The organism is Falsirhodobacter sp. 20TX0035 (assembly GCF_028307215.1).
Lineage (GTDB): Bacteria > Pseudomonadota > Alphaproteobacteria > Rhodobacterales > Rhodobacteraceae > Falsirhodobacter.
This window is the reverse complement of sequence record NZ_JAQMHV010000013.1, coordinates 1-13,590: the sequence shown is the minus strand read 5'-3', so window position 1 is coordinate 13,590 and position 13,590 is coordinate 1. Positions and strand designations below refer to the sequence as shown.

Below are 13,590 nucleotides of genomic sequence, written 5' to 3'. Positions count from 1 at the left end.
CGCGCATAAGTCAAGTTTCGCCGACGTGATCCGCGCGGACCAGCGGCCGCGCCTCGATCACCACGAAGGCCTGCGCCCAAGGGTGATCGTCCGTCAGGGTCACGTGCACCACCGCCTCGTGCCCCGGCGGGGTCATGGAGGCGAGGCGCTCGGCCGCCCAGCCCGTCAGGTGCATCACCGGCTGGCCCGTGGGCAGGTTCGTCACCGCCATGTCCTTCCAGGCGATGCCCATGCGCAGCCCGGTGCCCAGCGCCTTGGAACAGGCCTCCTTCGCGGCCCAGCGCTTGGCGTAGGTGCCCGCCACGTCGCGGCGGCGTTCGGCCTTGGCCTGCTCGATCGCGGTGAAGCAGCGGTTGCGGAACCGGTCGCCGAAGCGGGCCAGCGTCCGTTCTACCCGCTCGATATTGGCCAGATCGGTCCCGATGCCCAGGATCATCGGGTCAGCCGCCCAAGGTGGCGCGCGCCGCGTCCATGCGGTGGCGCATCTCCTCGATCGCGGGGCCCAGCCCGCGGAAGATCGACTCGCCGATCAGGAAATGCCCGATGTTCAGCTCCACCACCTGCGGAAAGGCCGCAAAGGCCGCCACGGTGTCATAGCTGATGCCGTGGCCCGCATGCACCTCCAGCCCCAGATCGTGGGCGTGGGCGGCGCCGCGGCGCAGGGCGGCCAGTTCAACCTCGGCCTCCGCCTCCCGTCCCTCGGTGATCAGTTCGCAGTAATGGCCGGTGTGCAGCTCCACCACCGCCGCCCCGATCCGGGCCGAAGATTCGATCTGCGACGGTTCATGCCCGATGAACATGGACACGCGCGATCCGGCCTCGCGCAGCGGGGCGATGAAAGCGGCCAGCCGCGCCTCGTCGCCCGCCACGTCCAGACCACCCTCGGTCGTCCTCTCCTCGCGCTTTTCCGGCACGATGCAGACGGCGTGCGGCGTGTGGCGCAGGGCGATGGCCTGCATCTCGGCCGTGGCGGCCATCTCGAAGTTCAGGGGGATGGAGATGCCGGCCATCAGCGCCTCGATGTCGGCGTCGCGGATGTGGCGGCGATCCTCGCGCAGATGGGCGGTGATGCCATGGGCGCCCGCCGCCTCGGCCAGCAGTGCGGCGCGAAGGGGGTCGGGCCAAGAACCGCCGCGCGCGTTGCGGACCGTGGCCACATGGTCGATGTTCACACCCAGACGCAGCGTCATGATCCTTCGCCCCCGTTCTTGCGCAATGCCTCGTTTCTGGCGCGAAGCCGCGCGGTGCGCAACCCGCGATAGGCCCGCACCAGCGACAGCACGGCGGCCGAGGCCGCAAGCCCCGCCGGAATCCCGATCAGCGTGCCCCCCAGCAGATAGGGCAGGTAGATGGTCTGGAAGAACAGCTTCAGACCCAGCCAGTTCATGTCCGCGTCCGACACCAGCGCCCAAAGGTTGTGGCCGATGTCCGACAGGGCGCCCGCAAAGAAGCCGACGATCTGCCAGGACGGCAGCCCCTCCCCCACCCCCAGGATGTGCTGGCCCAGGCTGACGGACATGACGGCGAAGAACGGCAGGGTCAGCGGATTGTTCACGCAGGACGCCACCAGCGCCGCGAAGACGTTGCCCCGCAGCACCCAGGCCAGCCCGATCGCGATCACGTAGTCGTGGAACAGGTAGGGGCCGAAGCAGGCGAAGATGCCGGCGAACACGCCGCGCGCCACGCGTCGAGGGTCGTCGGGCAGGCGGACGATGCGGTGCCACAAATACTGGCCCGCACGTTTCCAGCCGCTGCGCGGCCAGATCGTCCGGCGCACCTTTTCCCAGAACGTCTGCTCGTTGCGTCGCCGGAAGACCATGGGACGGGGATAGGGGCAGCCGCCGCGGCGCGCAAGCTATTCGCGCGGCGGGCGGCAGGCCAGACGCCGGGCCGCCCGTTCGGCCGCCTGATTGGCGCGCATCCGTTGATAGGCGCGCACCAGCGGCACCGTCAGCCAGTAGAAGATCAGCGACACCGCGATCCCGGGAAGGATGCCCCCGATCATGTAGGGCAGATAGATTTCGCGGAAGAAGTCGATCAGCCGGTCCCAGTGCATCACCTTGTCGGTGAAGATCGCCGACGCATTGGCCCAAAGCTGGGTGCCCGCCTGCGCGAAGGCCCGCCCGATCTGCGGCAGTTCCAAGACGCCGGGAATGCCCAGCATCCACTGCCCCAGCCCGACCGAGGTGATGGCGATGATCGGCGTCGTCACCGGATTGCCCACGAACGTGCCCAAAAGCGCCGCCAGGATGTTGCCCCGCAAGGCCCAGGCGATCGCCACCGATCCTAGGAAGTGGAACCCGAAGAACGGGGTGAAGCTGATGAACACGCCTGCGGCGAAACCGCGCGCCACCCGCTCCGGCTGGTCGGGCAGCCGACGCATCCGGTGCATCACATATTGCGTGGCCCGGCGGAAACCGCCCTTGGGATACACCATTTCCCGCGCCCATTCGGGCAGGCTGCGCGGGGTGCGCCGCTTGAAGACCATGGTCGACCTTTCATGGCTTGCGCCCCGGATCCCGGGCACGGGCGATCTGGGCCACCTGGCTTTCCGCTTCCAGCGCCGTCATCACCAGATGCAGATGCTCCACGTTCCGCACCTCGATATCGACGAGCACCCGGTAGAAGTCGGGCTTGCGGTCCGTGATGGCGAGATCGGAGATATTGGCCTTCTGCTCTCCGATCAAGGTGCAGACGCGGCCCAGGACGCCGGCGTCATTGGCCATCGTCACATCAAGGCCGACGTCGTGGATGGGCGCGTGGCGGCCGGGCTGCCAGTGCAGGTCCACCCAGCGTTCGGGCTGGCCTTCCAGGCTTTCCAGCGCGGGGCAGTCGATGGCGTGCAGCACGATCCCCTGCCCGCGATAGGTGATGCCCACGATCCGTTCGCCCGGCAGGGGGCGGCAGCAGGGCGCGCGGGTGTAGGTCTGGCCGGGCGGCAGGCCCACAACGGGACGCAGGACCACCTCATCAGTGCCCTGCGCCACCTCGGGATAAAGAACCTCCACCACGCGGCGGGCGGCGAGTTCGGCGGCCCCAATGCGGGCCATCAGTTCGACGTCGTCTGGAACGGCCAGCATCTTGGCGGCCGTGCGCAGGGCCTTGTCGGTCATCTTGCGCCCGACCTGGTCAAAGGCGGCGCGGGTCAGTTCCTGCCCCAGGCGTACGAAGCGGCTGCGGTCATCCTCGCGCAGGGCCCGGCGGATCGCGGCCTTGGCGCGGCCCGTGGTGACGATGTCGATCCAGCTGGACTGGGGGCGCTGCCCCTCGGCCGTGATGATCTCCACCGACTGGCCGTTGCGCAGGCGCGTCCACAGCGGCACGCGGATGCCGTCCACCTTGGCCGACACGCAGGCCGACCCGATGCGCGTGTGGATGGCAAAGGCGAAGTCCAGCGGCGTCGCCCCCTTGGGCAACTGGAACACGTCCCCCTTGGGCGTGAAGCAGAACACCTGATCGGTGTACATCTCCAGCTTCACCGTTTCCATGAAGGCGACGTGATCCTCGTCGTCCAGACGTTCGGTCAGGCTGGCGATCCAGCGCTGGGGATCGACGGCGAAGGGGTTCTTGACCCGCTGCCCTTCGCGGTAGGCCCAGTGGGCGGCCACCCCGGCCTCGTTGACCTCGTGCATCTGGCGGGTGCGGATCTGCACTTCCACCCGCTTGCCGTCGCGCCCCTGCACCGTGGTGTGGAGCGAGCGGTAGCCGTTCTGCTTGGGCTGGCTGATGTAGTCCTTGAACCGCCCGGGCACCGCTTTCCAGCGGTGGTGGATCACGCCCAGGATGCGATAGCAGTCGGCTTCATGCTCGCAGATCACGCGGAAGCCGTAGATGTCCGACAGCCGGGAAAAGGCCAAGTCCTTTTCCTGCATCTTGCGCCAGATCGAATAGGGCTTCTTCGCGCGGCCATAGACGGCGGCATCGATGCCGGTCTTGTCCAGCTCGTTGCGGATGTCGGCGGTGATGTCGTGCACCATGTCGCCGGTTTCGCGCTGCAGCGTGATGAAGCGGCGGATGATCGAATTGCGCGCCTCGGGGTTCAGGACGCGGAAAGCCAGATCCTCCAGCTCCTCGCGCATCCACTGCATGCCCATGCGACCGGCCAGCGGGGCGAAGATCTCCATCGTCTCGCGCGCCTTCTGGGCCTGCTTTTCCGGGCGCATCGACTTGATCGTGCGCATGTTGTGCAGACGGTCGGCCAGCTTCACCAGGATCACGCGCAGGTCGCGCGACATGGCCATGAATAGCTTGCGGAAGTTGTCCGCCTGCTTGGACTGGGTGGAGGACAGTTCGAGGTTGGTCAGCTTCGTCACACCGTCGACGAGTTCCGCGACGTCGGTGCCGAACAGCCGCTCCACCTCGGCATAGGTGGACTTCGTGTCCTCAATCGTGTCGTGCAGAAGGGCTGTGACAATGGTCGCATCGTCCAGCTGCTGTTCCGTCAGGATGGCGGCCACGGCGATGGGATGCGTGAAATAGGGCTCTCCGGACTGGCGGAACTGCCCTTCATGCATACGCGCGCCGTATTCATAGGCGCGCGTGATCAGGTCGGTGTCGGTGCGCGGATTGTAATTGCGGACAAGGGTGATCAGGTCGTCGAGGTCGATCATCCTTGCCGCATCCGCTCAGTTCTGGCCTTGCGCTTCCATGAGGGCGCGCAGCAGTTTTTCCTCGGACATATCGTCCTGGGCCGGACGGTCCGCCTCGCCGCCCATCAGGGTGGCCATCCGATCCTCTTCGGGCTCGTCCACCTCGATCTGGGTCTGGTGGCTTTCGATCAGGCGTTCGCGCAGCGCGTCGGCGGGCTGCGTCTCGTCCGCGATCTCGCGCAGTGACACGACGGGGTTCTTGTCGTTGTCGCGGTCCACCGTGATGGGGGAGCCGGTGGCGATCTCGCGCGCACGATGCGCGGCCAGCATCACCAGTTCGAACCGGTTCGGAACCTTGTCAACGCAATCTTCGACCGTCACGCGGGCCATCGGTCTCTCCAGGAATGAGGGGCACAGAACGGGTGTCTTACGCGAAATCAAGCCTCTTGACAAGGTCCGCATCGGGAAGGACCGCCAGAAGCTCGCGCACCGTCGGTCCCAGCACCGGATGGCGCCAGCCGGGGGCGATGTCGGCCCAAGGAACCAGCACGAAGGTTCGGTCCTGAAGCCGCGGGTGCGGAAGGATCAGGCGGTCTGGAGCCTCCTCCTGCTGGCGATCCGGGGACAGGTCGTGCCAGCGTTGCCACTGTGCCACGTCCGGCCGCACCTCGTCCCCAAGGGCCAGCAGATCCAGATCCAGGGTGCGCGGCCCCCAGCGCAAGGCCCGTTCCCGCCCCGCCCCAGATTCGATGCGGTGCAGCGCGGCCAGCAGATCCTCGGGCGTGCCGGGCCACTCCACCTCGGCCACGGCGTTCACGTAATCGGGACCGGAGCCTGCAGGAAAGGCGGGCGTCGCATAGAGGGGGCTGACAGCGCGCAGGGTGATTCCCTCGGCCGCGAAGGCGTCCAGCGCCAGCCGCAGCAAGTCTGCCGGCAGGTGTTCAAGGTGCGGGCGGTTGCCGCCCAAGGCCACGAAGCCCTGCATGTTTCCCCCTTCGGGGCTGGACGGGGGCCGCCCCGCATCATACCTCTGACAGCGGATCAACGAAGGCAAGCCCGCATGTCCCTGCCCCCCCTGATGCTTTATCTGGCTGCGCCGCGCGGTTTCTGCGCCGGCGTGGACCGCGCGATCAAGATCGTGGAGCTGGCGCTGCAGAAATGGGGCGCGCCCGTCTATGTCCGGCACGAGATCGTGCACAACAAGTTCGTGGTGGACACGCTGCGCGACCAGGGCGCCATCTTCGTGGAGGAGCTGGACGAGGTTCCAGGCGACCGCCCCGTGATCTTTTCCGCCCATGGCGTTCCCAAGGCCGTCCCGGCCGAGGCGGCACGCCGCGAGATGGTCTATGTCGACGCTACCTGCCCCCTGGTGTCCAAGGTGCACATCGAGGCCGAACGCCATCATCAGGACGGCCTTCAGATGGTGATGATCGGCCATGCGGGCCATCCCGAAACCATCGGCACCATGGGCCAGCTTCCGCCCGGAGAGGTGCTGCTGGTCGAAACGGCCGAGGATGTGGCAGGCCTGACCGTGCGCGATCCCGAACGGCTGGCCTTCATCACCCAGACCACCCTGTCGGTGGACGACACGGCGGGCATCGTGGACGCGCTGCGCGCCCGCTTCCCGGCCATCGTCGGGCCGCACAAGGAAGACATCTGCTATGCAACCACCAACCGGCAGATGTCGGTGAAGGCCATCGCGAACAAGATCGACGCGCTGCTGGTGATCGGGGCGCCGAACTCCTCCAACTCCCGCCGTCTGGTGGAGGTGGGGAGCGCTGCGGGCTGCGCCTATGCCCAGCTGGTGCAGCGCGCCGCCGACATCGACTGGCGCGCGCTGGAGGGCATCCGCAGCGTGGGAATCACCGCCGGGGCCAGCGCCCCCGAACTTCTGGTGAACGAGGTGATCGACGCTTTCCGCGCCCGCTTCGACACCACGGTGGAACTGGTGGAAACCGCCAAGGAACGGGTGGAATTCAAGGTTCCCCGCGTCTTGCGCGAACCCGTGGCAGACACCATTTGACATTCCCGGCGCAGGGTGGAACGCTGCGGGGATACGGAGGAGTTTCTACGCATGATCGCTCTCTTTGCCACCATGTCGGCCCTTGCCCTTGTCGCCCTCGTGACGCGCCCCGAACCGGCCTGCGTCCGCGTCACGGCCAACACGCGGCGCTGAGCGCTTGCGCGGGCCGCGCCCTTGCGATAGCCCGCCCCCATGCCTGACCTTTACGCATACACCGATGGCGCTTGCAGCGGAAACCCCGGCCCCGGCGGCTGGGGCGTCCTCATGCTTGCCAAGGACGGCGACACCGTCCTGAAGGAACGCACGCTGAACGGCGGCGAAGCCATGACCACCAACAACCGCATGGAACTTCTGGCCGCCATTTCGGCGCTAGAGGCGCTGACGCGCGACACGACGCTGATCGTCGTCACCGACTCGGCCTATGTGAAGAACGGGGTCACGGGCTGGATCCACGGCTGGAAGCGGAACGGCTGGAAGACGGCCGACCGCAAGCCCGTGAAGAACGACGACCTGTGGAAGCGCCTGGATGAGGCGCAGGCCCGCCACAAGGTCGAATGGCGCTGGATCAAGGGCCATGCCGGTCACGCCGAGAACGAACGCGCGGACGAACTGGCGCGGCAGGGCATGGCGCCCTTCAAGAAGAAGCCCTGACCTCAGCCCAGACGCTCCGGCAGGGTTAGACCCCGCAGCAGTTCCTCGGGCCCCATGGGGCGCTTGCCTTCGCGCTGGGCCTGCGTGATCGCCACCGCGCCCGCGCCGCAGGCGATCGTCAGCCCGTCCAGAACCTTCCCCGGTTCGCCCTGCCCTTCGGTCAGGCGGCTGGACAGCAGCTTCAGCCGCTCCCCCTCCACCAGACACCAGGCGCCGGGGAACGGCGACAGGCCGCGGATCTGGCGGTCCACCTCGACGGCCGGGCGGGACCAGTCGATGCGCGCTTCGGCCTTGTCGATCTTGGCGGCGTAGGTCACGCCTTCCTCGGGCTGCGGGTCGGACACCAGATCGCCTTCCAGCGCCCGAAGGATGCCCTGCGCGCCCATGGCCGACAGGCGGTCGTGCAGGGTGGCGGTGGTGTCCTCGGACCCGATGGGCGTCGCCTCGCGCAGGATCACGGGGCCGGTGTCCAGCCCCGCCTCCATCTGCATGATGCAGATGCCGGTCTCCGCGTCGCCGGCCAAGATCGCGCGGTGGATCGGGGCCGCCCCCCGCCAGCGCGGCAGAAGCGAGGCGTGGATGTTCAGGCAGCCCAGCCGCGGCGCATCGAGGATCGCCTGCGGCAGGATCAGCCCGTACGCGACCACCACGGCGATGTCCGCGCCCAGCGCGGCGAAATCGGCCTGATCCTCGGCCGATTTCAGGCGGGCGGGATGGCGGACGGGCAGGCCCAGTTCCAGGGCGCGGGCATGGACGGGGGTGGGACGGTCCTTCTTGCCGCGGCCGGCGGGGCGGGGCGGCTGGGTGTAGACGCAGATCACCTCATGTGCCGCGTGCAGCGCCTCCAGCGCGGGCACCGAAAAATCGGGCGTGCCCATGAAGATGACCTTCATCCTTACCTCCGCGTCTGTTTCCGGGCCTTCGCGATCAGCATCTTGCGCTTCAGCGGCGACAGATGGTCGAAATACATCCGGCCGTTCAGATGATCGATCTGGTGCTGGACGGAGGTCGCCCAGAGGCCGACGAAATCACGATCCTCCATTTCCCCGTCGGCGTTCAGGAAGCGCACGGTCACGGCGCGGGGGCGCGTAATGGCGGCGTGCACGCCCGGCAGGTTGGGGCTCGCCTCCTCATGCTCGCGCGGCTGCACAGAGGCGTGGAGCACTTCGGGATTGGCCAGAAGGATCGCCTTGCCGCGTTCGGCCGAACAGTCCACCACCGCCAGCCGCCGCATCACGCCGATCTGCGGCGCGGCAAGGCCGTAGCCGGGCATGGCGTCCATCGTCTCCACCATGTCGGCCCAAAGGGTGCGGATCTCGTCGGTGATCGCCTCCACCGGCGCGGCGGGGGTGCGCAGGCGCGCGTCAGGCCAAAGGATGAAGGGGCGGATCATGCGGGATCACGCGCGCGGTCGCGCTTCAGCTTCTGCATCTTGCGCGTGATCATCTGGCGCTTCAGCGGGCCGATGTGGTCGATGAACAGCTTGCCGTTCAGGTGGTCGATCTCGTGCTGGACGCAGGTCGCCCACAGGCCGTCGAACTCCTGCTCGCGCTCCTGCCCTTCAAGGTCGGTCCAGCGGACGCGGACGCGGGCGGGGCGTTCCACCTCGGCGTACTGGTCGGGGATGGACAGGCAGCCCTCCTCGTAGGTGCTCCCCTCGTCCGAGGACCACGTGATCTCGGGATTGACCAGAACCATGGGCTGGGGCGCCGCTTCGGGGTCCTTGGTGCAGTCCATCGTGATGATCCGCTTCATGACGCCGATCTGCGGACCGGCCAGCCCCACGCCCGGCGCGTCGTACATCGTGTCCAGCATGTCGCGGCCCAGCGCGCGGATCTCGTCCGTGATGGATTCGACCGGCGGGCAGACCTTTTTCAGGCGTGGATCGGGATGGATCAGGATGGGGCGTATCATGCCGACGATGTAGGACAAGCGCGTTGCCGCTGCAATCCTTCCGCTTTACGCTTCCCCGCAAACAGGAGAGCGCGATGAGCTTTGACGATCCGATCGACCGTTTCGGCACCCATTCGGTGAAATGGGACATGATGGAAACCTTGTACGACGTGCCGAAGGGTCAGGGTCTGGCCATGTGGGTGGCGGATATGGAGTTCCGGCCCCCCGCCTGCGTCCAGAAGGCCCTGACCGACATGACCGATCACGGCGTCTACGGCTATTACGGCGACGATCGCGCCTATCTGGACGCGATCTGCTGGTGGATGCGCGAACGCCACGGATGGGAGGTGGAGCGGGAGGCCATCTTCACCACCCACGGCCTTGTCAACGGCACGGCCCTGTGCGTGGACGCCTTCACGGCACCGGGGGACGGGGTGGTGCTGCTGACGCCCGTGTATCACGCCTTTGCCCGCGTCATCGCCGCCGCGGGGCGCACGGTCGTGTCCTGCCCGCTGGCGCAGGTGGACGGCCTCTATGCCATGGACTTCGACGCATGGGACGCGCAGATGACCGGGTCCGAGAAGATGCTGATCCTGTGTTCGCCGCACAACCCCGGCGGCCGCGTCTGGACGGCGGAGGAGTTGCGCGGCGTGGCTGGGTTCTGCCGCCGTCACGACCTGATCCTGGTGTCCGACGAGATTCACCACGACTTGGTCTTCCCCGGCCACAAGCACATCCCCATGCCCGTGGCCGCGCCGGACATCGCGGACCGTCTGGTGATGATGACGGCCTCCACCAAGACGTTCAACATCGCGGGCAGCCACACCGGCAACGTGATCATTCCCGATCCGGGCTTGCGCGAACGCTTCGGGGCCCGTCTGGCGGCGCTGGGCATCTCCCCCAACAGCTTTGGGCTGCGGATGGCCGAGGCCGCCTATTCCCCCGAGGGCGCGGAATGGGTGGACCGGCTGATGGCCTATCTGAACGAAAACCGCCGGATGTTCGACGAAACGGTGAACGCGATCCCCGGCCTGCGGTCCATGCCGATGGAGGCGACGTATCTTGCGTGGGTCGATTTCGCGGGCACCGGCATGCCGGCCGAGGAGATCATCACGCGGGTGGAAAAGCAGGGCGGCATCGCCACGAATTACGGCCCCAGCTTCGGCCCGGGGGGCGAGACGTTCCTGCGCTTCAACATCGCCATGCCGCGCGCCATGATCGAGGACGCCTGCGCGCGGCTGACCGACGTGTTCGCCGACCTTCAATAGGCGGGCAGGTAGCCCGCCACCGGTTCGCCCGTCCGTTCGAAGTCGACGGGCGGGCCGTCGCTGATCGGCTGGAAGGACTTGAACTCGCACACCAGCTCCTCCCCCTCCAGGACGGAGGCGACGATCAGGCAGTGGCCGATGTGGCGGGGACCGTCGTAAAGGTCCACCAGCCCGCGCAGATGCGTCAGCCGGTCGGCGCCGACGGCAAGGCCTGTAGCCCACATCCGCGTCACGGGGAACACCGCCTCGCCCAGCTGCACGTGCAGCCGCGACCGGCGTCGGGTTCGGGCGGCCGCCTGCCGCAATCCGTCGCGCAGATCCTCGGTCAGATATTCCAGCATGACAGCCTCCTCCGGTCATGATTAAGATCTTGCCCGCCGGGGCGGAAATTCAAGTGGGCGGACGGCCCGGAAGGACGAATATGGACTGGGGAATCTGCATCACCGCCCGCGCGCCCGAAGATCAGCTGCGTGCCTTTCTGGCCCACCATCTGGGCTTGGGCGCGGCGCATGTCTGGCTGCATCTGGACGACCCCGACGATCCGGCCGCCGACCGTCTGCGCGGGCTGGACCGCGTGACCGTGATCCGCTGCGACGACGCATGGTGGGGCAAGCGGCGGCCCGACCGGCACCAGAACCGCCAGTCCCGCAACATCCGCCGCCTGTACGACGCGGCCCCCCTGCCCTGGATCGCGCATCTGGACGTGGACGAGTTCATGCGGCCGGAGCGTCCCGTGGCGGAGGTTCTGGCCGGCACCGACGCGATCATGGTGCGGATGCGCCCGTGGGAAGCGTTGCACGATCCCGACCTTTCCCCCGACATCTTCACCGCCCGCAGCTTCCGCGCCCCGTTGCGCGATCTGGAACAGCGCATCGCGGCCTTCGGCGATTTCGCCCCGGCCATGGCCAGTGGCGCCCTCAGCCACATCGTGGGCAAGGCCATCTTCCGCACGGGGGTGCCGGGGCTGGAACCGCGCCTGCATGGCGGCTTTCTGAACAAGGAACGGATCACCGGCATCGGCTTCACCGACGACCTGCCGCTGCTGCACTTCCACGCGCAGGACCGGGAGGCCTGGCTGGAGCGCCTGCCCTTCCGGCTGGAACGCGGGGCCTACACCAACAACGCGCCGCTGAACGACTTCCTGTCCACTGCCGGTCCCGACCGCGTCCGCGCCTTCTACGACGCGGTCATGGCACCGCCCGCGCATATACTTGACCGGCTGCGCGAGGACGGGCTGCTTATCGACGCCGATCTTGACCTGCCCCGAAAGGCCGCCGCACTGTGATCGCGTTCGATGACTTGCAGGCCGCCCTGCCCCATGTGCAGGCCGCGCCCAAGGATCATGCCCCCGTCACCGGCCTGTGCTTCCGCCCCGGCGTGGGCGAACGCGTCTTCCCCGACCGCCTGCGCCTTACCGTGGCCGAGGGCGTCCCGGGCGACCGTTGGCTGTCCCGCCCTTGGCTGCGCCTGCCCGACGGGCGGCCCCATCCGGCGATCCAAGTGTCGATCCTGCCGCAACGGGTGCTGGACCTCGTCTGGCGGGACCGCGCGCAGCCGCATCCGGGCGATCCAGTGATCGCCGACATGGACCTGTCCGAGGCGAATGTGCCTGTCGACTCCCTATTGCAGGTGGGCACGGCCGTGGTGCGGGTGTCGGACGTCTTCAACGACGGCTGCGTGAAGTGGAAGGTCCGCTATGGAAACGCCGCGAAGGACTGGATCACCGCGCCCGGCCACCCCGAACTGCGCCTGCGCGGCATCCTGTGTTCGGTGGAACGGGACGGGGAGGTGCGGGTCGGCGACCGCATCATGAAGCTTTAGCCGACCAGCGCCTCCGCCTTCTTCAGGTCCACGCTGACCAGCTGGCTGACGCCCTGTTCCACCATGGTCACCCCGAACAGCCGGTCCATGCGCGCCATGGTCACGGCGTGGTGGGTGATGATCAGGAACCGCGTTTCGGTCCGGCGGGTCATCTCGTCCAGAAGATCGCAGAAGCGGGTGACGTTGGCGTCGTCCAGAGGCGCATCCACCTCGTCCAGCACGCAGATCGGCGCGGGGTTGGCCAGGAACACGGCAAAGATCAGCGCCATCGCCGTCAGGGTCTGTTCGCCCCCCGACAGAAGCGACAGGGTGGAGAGCTTCTTGCCCGGCGGCTGGCACATGATCTCCAGCCCCGCATCCAGCGGATCGTCGGATTCGATCATCACCAGCCGCGCCTCCCCCCCGCCGAACAAATGGGTAAAAAGGGTGGCGAAGCTGGCATTCACCTGCTCGAACGCGGCCAGAAGGCGTTCGCGCCCTTCGCGGTTCAGGCCCGCGATGCCGGCCCGCAGGCGCTTCACGGCTTCGGCCAGATCGGCGGCCTCGGCGGCCAGCGTGCCGTGCTCCTCGGCGATGGCGCGGGCGTCTTCCTCGGCGCGCAGGTTCACGGCGCCAAGGCCGTCGCGCGCGCGGCGCAGGCGGAAGATCTCCTCCTCCAGCGCCGAGGCGTCGGGAAGCCCGGCAAGGTCCAGCTTCAGACTGGCCAGCAGTTCGGCGGGGGTGCGTTCGGTGTCCTCGTGGATGCGCTCGGCGGCGGCCTGAACGGCGGTGGCGGCGGCGTCGCGCAGGGCCTCGGCGCGGGCGCGGGCCTCGCGCGCCTCTCCGGCGGCGCGCTCGGTGTCGCGCTCGGCGGTCTGGGCGGCGCGGGCGGCCTCCTCGGCGGCGTCCAGGGCGGTGCGGGCGGCGTCCCGACGCGCCTCCGCCTCTTCGATCCGGTCGACCAGTTCTTCACGGGCGACGGCCAGTTCCTCGGGCAGCAGGGTGGCCTCTTCGCGTTCCGCCTCCGCCTCGGCCCGGCGATCGGCGAGTTCGGCGGCGCGGCGTTCGGCATTGTCCAGCCGGCCGCGCCACGTGCCCATCTCCCGCGCGATCTCGGCCCGGCGGCGGGCGCGGGCGACACCGTCGCGCTTCAGCTCGTCATGGGCGCTGCGGCGGGTCAGCATGGCGATGCGCGCGGCCTCCAGCGCGACGCGCACCTCCTCCACCCCGGCGCGGGCCGCGTCCAGATCGGGCAGGCCGGCGGCGGTCGCTTCCGCCTCGGCCAGACGGGTCCGTGGGGTCCAGCTGCTTGGTGCAGTTTTCGCACTGGTCGCCGCGCGCCTTGTCATAGCCGCAGTTGGGGCAG

The 13,590-nt window shown here is 68.2% G+C and carries 16 protein-coding genes and 2 pseudogenes; 5 read left to right on the top strand and 13 right to left on the bottom strand.

From position 1 onward, the window contains the following. Positions 1 to 10: 10 nt before the first annotated feature. The 7 genes from acpS to folK are packed head-to-tail and all read right to left on the bottom strand — an operon-like array spanning position 11 to position 5,574. A complete protein-coding gene (gene acpS / locus PIJ50_RS13035) occupies positions 11 to 436 on the bottom strand; it encodes a holo-ACP synthase (RefSeq protein ID WP_271975872.1) in 426 nt (141 codons plus the stop codon). A 4-nt stretch (positions 437 to 440) separates the two neighbouring features. Then, positions 441 to 1,190, bottom strand: coding sequence for a pyridoxine 5'-phosphate synthase (locus tag PIJ50_RS13030; protein WP_271975871.1), 750 nt, complete (start codon positions 1,188 to 1,190; stop codon positions 441 to 443). Further along, positions 1,187 to 1,819 carry a DUF2062 domain-containing protein gene (locus PIJ50_RS13025; protein ID WP_271975870.1) on the bottom strand — a complete coding sequence of 211 codons (633 nt, stop codon included), beginning with the start codon at positions 1,817 to 1,819 and terminating at the stop codon, positions 1,187 to 1,189. Before PIJ50_RS13025 ends, PIJ50_RS13030 begins: the two co-directional genes overlap by 4 nt. A 36-nt stretch (positions 1,820 to 1,855) precedes the next feature. Beyond that, a complete protein-coding gene (locus tag PIJ50_RS13020) occupies positions 1,856 to 2,488 on the bottom strand; it encodes a DUF2062 domain-containing protein (protein ID WP_271975869.1) in 633 nt (210 codons plus the stop codon). Positions 2,489 to 2,498: 10 nt separating this feature from the next. After that, a complete protein-coding gene (locus tag PIJ50_RS13015; protein WP_271975868.1) occupies positions 2,499 to 4,610 on the bottom strand; it encodes a RelA/SpoT family protein in 2,112 nt (703 codons plus the stop codon). A 15-nt stretch (positions 4,611 to 4,625) separates the two neighbouring features. Beyond that, positions 4,626 to 4,979: a DNA-directed RNA polymerase subunit omega gene (gene rpoZ / locus PIJ50_RS13010; protein ID WP_271975867.1), complete on the bottom strand. Its 354-nt coding sequence runs from the start codon at positions 4,977 to 4,979 to the stop codon at positions 4,626 to 4,628. 37 nt (positions 4,980 to 5,016) lie between these two features. Then, complete coding sequence (gene folK / locus PIJ50_RS13005; protein ID WP_271975866.1) at positions 5,017 to 5,574, bottom strand: 2-amino-4-hydroxy-6-hydroxymethyldihydropteridine diphosphokinase; 558 nt, start codon at positions 5,572 to 5,574, stop codon at positions 5,017 to 5,019. A 75-nt stretch (positions 5,575 to 5,649) separates the two neighbouring features. Between folK and ispH the strand changes: the two genes are divergently transcribed. Further along, complete coding sequence (gene ispH / locus PIJ50_RS13000) at positions 5,650 to 6,612, top strand: 4-hydroxy-3-methylbut-2-enyl diphosphate reductase (protein WP_271975865.1); 963 nt, start codon at positions 5,650 to 5,652, stop codon at positions 6,610 to 6,612. Between the two features lie 192 nt (positions 6,613 to 6,804). After that, positions 6,805 to 7,263 (top strand): ribonuclease HI, encoded by a 459-nt coding sequence (rnhA, locus tag PIJ50_RS12995; RefSeq protein WP_271975864.1) that lies wholly within the window; start codon positions 6,805 to 6,807, stop codon positions 7,261 to 7,263. A 2-nt stretch (positions 7,264 to 7,265) separates the two neighbouring features. On the opposite strand, the gene fmt is transcribed toward rnhA, so the two are convergent. The 3 genes from fmt to def (PIJ50_RS12980) are packed head-to-tail and all read right to left on the bottom strand — an operon-like array spanning position 7,266 to position 9,177. Continuing rightward, on the bottom strand, positions 7,266 to 8,156 hold the full coding sequence (gene fmt / locus PIJ50_RS12990) for a methionyl-tRNA formyltransferase (protein WP_271975863.1): 891 nt from the start codon (positions 8,154 to 8,156) through the stop codon (positions 7,266 to 7,268). A 2-nt stretch (positions 8,157 to 8,158) separates the two neighbouring features. Beyond that, entirely contained in the window at positions 8,159 to 8,656 is a 498-nt protein-coding gene (gene def / locus PIJ50_RS12985; RefSeq protein ID WP_271975862.1) for a peptide deformylase, read from the bottom strand. Further along, positions 8,653 to 9,177, bottom strand: coding sequence for a peptide deformylase (gene def, locus PIJ50_RS12980; protein WP_271975949.1), 525 nt, complete (start codon positions 9,175 to 9,177; stop codon positions 8,653 to 8,655). Before def (PIJ50_RS12980) ends, def (PIJ50_RS12985) begins: the two co-directional genes overlap by 4 nt. 74 nt (positions 9,178 to 9,251) lie before the next feature. Here def (PIJ50_RS12980) and PIJ50_RS12975 point away from each other — a divergent pair, with 74 nt between their 5' ends. Continuing rightward, positions 9,252 to 10,424, top strand: a complete 1,173-nt coding sequence (locus PIJ50_RS12975) for a MalY/PatB family protein (protein ID WP_271975861.1) — start codon at positions 9,252 to 9,254, stop codon at positions 10,422 to 10,424. On the opposite strand, the gene PIJ50_RS12970 is transcribed toward PIJ50_RS12975, so the two are convergent. Further along, on the bottom strand, positions 10,418 to 10,765 hold the full coding sequence (locus tag PIJ50_RS12970; protein WP_271975860.1) for a hypothetical protein: 348 nt from the start codon (positions 10,763 to 10,765) through the stop codon (positions 10,418 to 10,420). The two genes, PIJ50_RS12975 and PIJ50_RS12970, sit on opposite strands and share 7 nt — an antisense overlap. An 80-nt stretch (positions 10,766 to 10,845) precedes the next feature. Between PIJ50_RS12970 and PIJ50_RS12965 the strand changes: the two genes are divergently transcribed. After that, positions 10,846 to 11,709 (top strand): glycosyltransferase family protein, encoded by an 864-nt coding sequence (locus PIJ50_RS12965; RefSeq protein ID WP_271975859.1) that lies wholly within the window; start codon positions 10,846 to 10,848, stop codon positions 11,707 to 11,709. Further along, positions 11,706 to 12,245 carry an MOSC domain-containing protein gene (locus PIJ50_RS12960; RefSeq protein ID WP_271975858.1) on the top strand — a complete coding sequence of 180 codons (540 nt, stop codon included), beginning with the start codon at positions 11,706 to 11,708 and terminating at the stop codon, positions 12,243 to 12,245. Before PIJ50_RS12965 ends, PIJ50_RS12960 begins: the two co-directional genes overlap by 4 nt. Here PIJ50_RS12960 and PIJ50_RS12955 read toward each other — a convergent pair. Both PIJ50_RS12955 and PIJ50_RS16440 read right to left on the bottom strand, forming a co-directional pair. Continuing rightward, positions 12,242 to 13,519, bottom strand: a pseudogene (locus PIJ50_RS12955) (coiled-coil domain-containing protein); the annotation flags it as partial. The gene PIJ50_RS12960 and the pseudogene PIJ50_RS12955 sit on opposite strands and share 4 nt — an antisense overlap. Then, positions 13,515 to 13,590: pseudogene (locus tag PIJ50_RS16440) on the bottom strand (class I tRNA ligase family protein); the annotation flags it as partial. The pseudogenes PIJ50_RS12955 and PIJ50_RS16440, both read right to left, overlap by 5 nt.